The sequence below is a fragment of the Pedobacter sp. ASV12 genome, assembly GCF_016429155.1.
Classification (GTDB): Bacteria; Bacteroidota; Bacteroidia; order Sphingobacteriales; family Sphingobacteriaceae; genus Pedobacter.
In genome coordinates this window covers 1-1,255 of record NZ_JAELUC010000192.1, presented here as the reverse complement: position 1 = coordinate 1,255, position 1,255 = coordinate 1, and the positions used below count along the sequence as shown (strand labels likewise).

The following is a 1,255-nucleotide window of genomic DNA, read 5'->3' as shown; positions in this document are numbered from 1 at the left end:
GGTTTTAATTTTGCGTTAGAAAATCAAATATGGTAACTACTTCTTTAGTTTCTTGGCTTTAATCAAATAAGCCTCCAGAAAGCGGTCTATTCCGTCGGTGGCATAGCCCAAAAGTCTTGAATTTTCGCCAAGTACAGAACTTTCTATCGTTACTTCTTCCCTAATCTGCGTCATACAGTACGTATTGATAGATTGTTGCATCGGTAAGGTAATATATTGTTTAGCCTTTGCAATTTTACCCGTCAGCACAATGAGTTCTGAATTAAATAACTGGATCAGGATCGATATTCCTTTCCCCATATTTGCGCCAATGCTCGACAATAACCTGATGGCATATTGATCGCCCCGATTTGCCGCGTTGATAATGGCTTCAGGTTCAATTCTTTCCAGTTCTTCTTTCGATAACTCGTTCAGCATCGATTTTTCGCCCAACAAAAGACCTTCACGTGCTGTTTTTGACAAGGCATTTCCCGAGGCAATCGTTTCTAAGCAACCATGCTTGCCACAATAACATAAGGCACCATTCTCCACAAAAGGAATATGCCCAAATTCGCCAGAAAATCCCGTAGCGCCCCTTCTCAGCTTGCCATCCATAATAATTCCCAATCCAACACCCCAATCCATCAGCAAAACCAGGGTATTTTTCTTCCCTTTGGCCAATCCATGTCGAAACTCGGCAATAGTCGATCCTGCCATGTCATTTTGCACAATCACAGGCAAACTAAGGGCTTTTTCAAAGGCTTCGGCCAACGAGCTGTTTCCTTGATCATCTATCAGATAACTATAATTTTCGCCTTTTTCGGTGTTTACCAATCCCGGCATGCCCACATAGCAACCAATGATTTTGCTTTTGAAAGCAGGAACAGATTCGATCGATTCCTGCAATAGCGGTACCAGCACAGAAAAAAAATCGCTTCTGTTCTTAGAAATAGGCAAGGAAACTGTTTTAACCTCCGAAATGAAGTTACAGTTGTTATCCAGAACGGCAATTTTGGTACTGAATAACTCAATATCTACACAAATGATCAGCGCTCTTTCATCTCTTAAGGCATATAAATCTGGTCTCCTGCCGCCAATAGATGCTCCAGTACCGCTTTTTTCAATCCATCCTATGCTTACCAGATCTGCCAAAAGCTTCAACATACTTGGCGTACTTATACCTGTCTCTTATACACATCTGACGCTGCCGACGAACCACGACATGTGTAGGTGTCGGTGGTGGGGGGGGGGGGGAGGGGGGGGGGGGGGGGGGGGG

At 43.7% G+C, this 1,255-nt stretch carries 1 protein-coding gene; it reads right to left on the bottom strand.

Annotated features, from left to right (window positions below; genetic code table 11):
• Positions 1-36: 36 nt before the first annotated feature.
• The gene (locus tag JHD69_RS19830) at positions 37-1,143 is read right to left on the bottom strand and encodes an ROK family protein (protein WP_199142068.1); all 1,107 of its coding nucleotides are present in this window, start codon (positions 1,141-1,143) and stop codon (positions 37-39) included.
• Positions 1,144-1,255: the final 112 nt, after the last annotated feature.